This window comes from Citrobacter sp. Cpo142 (assembly GCF_030332425.1).
Lineage (GTDB): Bacteria > Pseudomonadota > Gammaproteobacteria > Enterobacterales > Enterobacteriaceae > Citrobacter > Citrobacter portucalensis.
Genome location: NZ_JAOWHW010000125.1, coordinates 1 through 5,088 on the forward strand (window position 1 = coordinate 1; position 5,088 = coordinate 5,088).

At 57.8% G+C, this 5,088-nt stretch carries 2 protein-coding genes and 4 pseudogenes; 5 read left to right on the forward strand and 1 reads right to left on the reverse strand.

Annotated features, from left to right (window positions below):
* From OGY18_RS14960 to tsr, 4 genes and pseudogenes are all read left to right on the forward strand, one after another.
* Nucleotides 1-363, forward strand: a pseudogene (locus OGY18_RS14960) (IS1 family transposase); the annotation flags it as partial.
* 14 nt (nucleotides 364-377) lie between these two features.
* Nucleotides 378-1,091: pseudogene (locus OGY18_RS14965) on the forward strand (zinc-binding dehydrogenase); the annotation flags it as partial.
* Nucleotides 1,092-1,179: 88 nt separating this feature from the next.
* Nucleotides 1,180-2,135 (forward strand): annotated as a pseudogene (locus OGY18_RS14970) (Ldh family oxidoreductase).
* A gap of 219 nt (nucleotides 2,136-2,354) precedes the next feature.
* A complete protein-coding gene (tsr, locus tag OGY18_RS14975) occupies nucleotides 2,355-4,022 on the forward strand; it encodes a methyl-accepting chemotaxis protein (protein WP_128317714.1) in 1,668 nt (555 codons plus the stop codon).
* A 27-nt stretch (nucleotides 4,023-4,049) separates the two neighbouring features.
* Here tsr and OGY18_RS14980 read toward each other — a convergent pair whose 3' ends face one another.
* Entirely contained in the window at nucleotides 4,050-4,565 is a 516-nt protein-coding gene (locus OGY18_RS14980) for a GNAT family N-acetyltransferase (RefSeq protein WP_057072932.1), read from the reverse strand.
* Between the two features lie 214 nt (nucleotides 4,566-4,779).
* Here OGY18_RS14980 and OGY18_RS14985 point away from each other — a divergent pair.
* A pseudogene (locus OGY18_RS14985) lies at nucleotides 4,780-5,088 on the forward strand (IS1-like element transposase); the annotation flags it as partial.

The window sequence follows — 5,088 nt, forward strand, 5'->3', positions numbered from 1 at the left end:
GGCTACGTCGGTGCTAAATCACGTCAGCGCTGGCTGTTTTACGCGTATGACAGGATACGGAGGACGGTTGTGGCGCACGTCTTCGGTGAACGCACTCTGGCCACACTGGAGCGTCTTCTGAGCCTGCTGTCGGCCTTTGAGGTCGTGGTATGGATGACGGATGGCTGGCCGCTGTATGAACCCCGCCTGAAGGGAAAGCTGCACGTTATCAGCAAGCGTTACACTCAGCGCATTGAGTGACATAACCTGAATCTGAGACAACATCTGGCAAGGCTGGGACGGAAGTCACTGTCGTTCTCAAAATCGGTGGAGCTGCATGACAAGGTCATCGGGCATTATCTGAACATAAAACACTATCAGTAAGTTGGAGTCATTACCTTGGCGTACATCGTGATGGTGGGTTCAGCGAATATTTATGCGTACCTGAGCAAAACATCCTGCTGGCGGAAGGCATTGCACCCGAAGCGGTTGCGCTGATCGAGCCGTTTGCCATCAGCGCACATGCGGTTCGCCGTGCGGCGGTGAAGCCCGGTGACGCGGTCCTGGTGGTGGGCGCTGGGCCAATTGGGCTGGGGACGGCAGCCATTGCGGCGGCGGAAGACGCGCAGGTGGTGATGGTGGATACTAGCCCGGAGCGCCGCGCGCATGTGGCGCACCAGCTGGCGTTACCGGCTCTCGATCCGCTGGCCGATGACTTCCTCACTCAGTTGCGCGATAGCTTTGGCGGTGACCTTGCACAGACGGTGATTGATGCCACCGGCAGCGCGCAGTCGATGAATCGCGCGGTGGAGTTGATTCGCCACGGCGGCAGCATTGTATTTGTCGGCCTGTTTAAAGGCGACCTGCAGTTCTCTGATCCGGAGTTCCATAAAAAAGAGACCACGCTGCTGGGCAGCCGAAACGCCACAAAAGCGGACTTTGCGCGGGTGGGGGAGCTGATGCAGCGTGGGCTGCTGCGCGCCGACATGCTGCTGACTCACCGGTTGCACTTTGATGAGTTGGGTAGCACCTATGAACGAGATGTCATCAATAATCCACGGCTGATTAAAGGCGTGATAGAGTTTAGCGAGAACATTGCTGGCGCTCAATAAAATAAATGTGATGTAAATCAATATTTTAACTAAGTAAAACCTGCGCCTCCGTCTGCGCTAAAGCCTGTCCGACAATATGGAGAAAAACATGACAACGGTAAACATCGCGCTTAAGGAAGCCTATCAACTGGCCTTCGACGTCCTCAGCTCAAACGGATTTTCAGCCGCACACGCCGACGCTATCGCCCGCAACGTCACCGCGGGTGAACGCGACGGCTGTGCTTCACACGGCCTGTGGCGCCTGCTGGGGATCGTAGAAACTCTGCGCAAAGGCAAGGTGTCGCCGGATGCGGAACCGACGATTGTCGATCAGGCGCCCGCTATCGTTAAAGCGGATGCCAACGGGGCGTATTCGCTGTGTGCCTATGAAAAGGCGCTGCCGCTGCTGATTGAAAAAGCTCGCCACTGTGGGATTGCGGCGCTGGCGATCAACCGTTGCGTGCACTTCTCGGCGCTGTTTGCCGACGTGGAACCGCTGACCGACGTGGGGCTGGTGGGTTACGCCTGTACGCCAAGCCACGCGTGGGTGGCCCCGGCGGGCGGCACCCAGCCGCTGTTCGGCACCAACCCGATTGCGTTCGGCTGGCCACGCGGTGCGAAGCCGCCGTTTATTTTTGATATGGCGACCAGCGCCGCAGCGCGCGGTGAAATTCAGCTGCACCAACGGGCGGGTAAGCCAATTCCAGAAGGCTGGGGGATTGATAGCGACGGCCAGCCAACCACCGACCCGCAGGCGGTGCTGGACGGGGCGATGCTGACCTTCGGCGGCCATAAAGGCTCGGCGCTGGCGGCGATGGTGGAACTGTTCGCCGGCCCGCTGATTGGCGATATGACCAGCGCCGAATCGCTGGCGTCGGATAACGGCGCGGGCGGCCTGCCGTACGGCGGCGAGTTGATTCTGGCGCTCGACCCTCAGCGTTTCCTGGGAGCAGAGGCCGGGACGCATCTGGCGCGCGGCGCTATCTGGCGCGCGAGCGAAGTGAGCTGCATGGGCTGGATGTTTCTCGTGGCCTGTACGACGAGATTTGTGCGCTGCGCGGGTAACGAGCATCCCCGGCGGCGCTGCGCTTGGCCGGGCCACGCGATTCGTCAATCTGCACTCATCGGTTCCCTCTCCCCTATGGGGAGAGGGCTAGGGTGAGGGGGAACAGGCACGCTCGGTGATGCAAAATCGCGCCGCTACCCGTATTAATTGTCACAATTTCTATAAAGTTTTGTCTTTTCCCGCCGAAAACTCGTTACTCGTCCGGAGGAAAGAGAAACATGTTAAAACGTATAAAGATCGTCACCAGCCTCGTGCTGGTTTTGGTGTTGTTTGGCCTGTTACAGCTGGCGTCAGGGGGACTTTTCTTTAACTCTTTGAAGCATGACAAAGAGGACTTCACCATTCTGCAAACTGTGCGTCAGCAGCAGTCCTGGCTGAACGGGAGCTGGGTTGCTCTGCTGCAAACCCACAATACCCTGAACCGTGCCGGGATCCGTTACATGATGGATCAGAACAATATCGGCAGCGGCGCTACCGTTGCCGAGTTGATGCAGATTGCCACCAAATCACTGTCTGATGCGGAAAAACGCTGGACCGAGTACGAAGCGATGCCGCGTGACCCGCGTCAGAGCGAAGCGGCGGCGCTGGAAATCAAACGTAACTACGACATCTACCACGGCGCGCTGTCCGAGCTTATCCAACTGCTGGGTGCAGGCAAAATCAACGACTTCTTCGACCAACCGACTCAGGGTTATCAGGACGGCTTTGAGAAGGCGTACGTCAACTATCTGCAACAGAACGACAGCCTGTACGACCTGGCGGTCAACGACAGCAATGCCTCCTACACGCAGGCCATGTGGATCCTGTTTAGCATGATGATCGCCGTACTGGCCGTGATCATCTCCGTCTGGCTGGGCGTGCGCAAGACGCTTATCGAACCACTGAATCGTTTAATCGACAGCATTCGCCACATTGCGGGCGGTGACCTGGTCAAACGCATCGACGTGGAAAGCGACAACGAAATGGGCGAGCTGGCACACTCTCTGCGCCATATGCAGGGTGAACTGGCGCGCACCGTGGGCGAAGTTCGTCAGGGGGCTCACGCGATTTACAGCGGCGCGAGTGAAATTGCGATGGGTAACAACGATCTCTCTTCACGTACCGAGCAGCAGGCGGCTTCTCTGGAAGAGACGGCGGCGAGTATGGAAGAGCTGACGGCGACCGTGAAGCAGAACGCCGAAAACGCCCGTCAGGCGAGCCATCTGGCGCTGAGCGCATCGGAAACCGCGCAGAAGGGCGGTAAAGTCGTGGATAACGTGGTGCAGACCATGCGCGATATCACCGCCAGTTCGCAGAAAATCGCCGACATTATCAGCGTGATTGACGGTATTGCCTTCCAGACCAACATTCTGGCGCTGAACGCCGCGGTGGAAGCCGCACGTGCCGGTGAACAGGGGCGTGGTTTTGCAGTGGTCGCGGGTGAAGTTCGCAACCTGGCGCAGCGCAGCGCCCAGGCGGCACGGGAAATTAAGAGCCTGATTGAAGATTCGGTAAACCGCGTTGACCTCGGTTCCACGCTGGTAGAAAGCGCGGGCGAAACCATGGATGAAATCGTGAATGCGGTAACCCGCGTAACCGATATCATGGGCGAAATTGCTTCCGCATCTGACGAGCAGAGCCGGGGTATCGACCAGGTTGGCCTGGCGGTATCGGAGATGGACCGTGTCACCCAACAGAACGCCTCGCTGGTGGAAGAGTCCGCAGCAGCCGCCGCGGCGCTGGAAGAGCAGGCTAGCCGACTGACGCAGGCGGTGGCCGTGTTCCGCATCCAGCAGGGCCAGGCAAGTACCGCGCGCGAACCGGTCAGCGTGGCCGCTGCGCCAGCGCCGGGTACGCTGCGTAAAGCGGCGGCAACCGACACCGGGGAAAACTGGGAAACCTTCTGATATGACATGCGCCCCTGTCAGGGCGCATTAGCTCAGCATCAGGCGCATGGCGCAGCGTGATTCATACGCCATGCCGTGCGCCACTTCTTGTGCCAGCTTTTGCCGTAGCGCAGCGTTCAATGACGTTTCCGGTAGCATTTCGAATCCCATTCGGGCATACCACGGCGCGTTCCAGGGTACATCCCGAAAGGTGGTGAGCGTGAGCGACGTGAAGCTCCTTGCTTTGGCCTCTACCGCGACATCGCTAAGAAGGCGTCGACCTAACCCTATTCCCTGACTCGCCTGATGCACGGAGAGCTCGACAATAAACAGCGTCGAATCCTGTGCTTCTGCTAACAGAAAACCACGCGGTTGACCGCTGTGTTCTACCACCCAACTCATTTCCTGCTGCAGATAATGCTGATGGCAACGGGCAGAGATGACGGGGCCTTGAGCGAGCCAGCTCAATTCGGGGATCTGCCGAAAGCATTGCCCGGCGGCGCGTTCAATGTCTGGAAGTGCGGCGATATCCGCAGCAATGGTCGGACGAACGAGAGTTATCATGGGGCAAGTATAGCCTGTCGTTAACCGGCGCAAACCAAAATTGGCGAATAAAAGTTACTGATAATCATCGCATTATCCGGCGTTTTGCGAATGCTCAACAGCCGTTTCTGACCAGGGGTAATACCCAGCGCATATTTTTCAAATACCCCTGCGGGCACGGGTAATGCTGCCAACTTACTGATTTAGTGTATGATGGTGATTTTAAGGTGCTTGCGTGGCTTCCATTTCCATCAGATGTCCTTCCTGCTCCGCTACTGAAGGCGTGGTGCGTAACGGCAAAAGCACTGCCGGACATCAGCGCTATCTCTGCTCTCATTGCCGTAAAACATGGCAACTACAGTTCACTTACACCGCCTCTCAGCCCGGTACGCACCAGAAAATCATTGATATGGCCATGAATGGCGTCGGATGTCGCGCCAGTGCACGCATTATGGGCGTTGGCCTCAACACGGTTTTACGTCACTTAAAAAACTCAGGCCGCAGTCGGTAACCTCGCGCATACAACCGGGCAGTGATGTGATTG

Bases quoted from the DNA above. Each gene is read 5' to 3' on its own strand.
- OGY18_RS14980 (WP_057072932.1), bottom strand. From the start codon at position 4,565: ATGATAACTCTCGTTCGTCCGACCATTGCTGCGGATATCGCCGCACTT.
- tsr (WP_128317714.1), top strand. From the start codon at position 2,355: ATGTTAAAACGTATAAAGATCGTCACCAGCCTCGTGCTGGTTTTGGTG.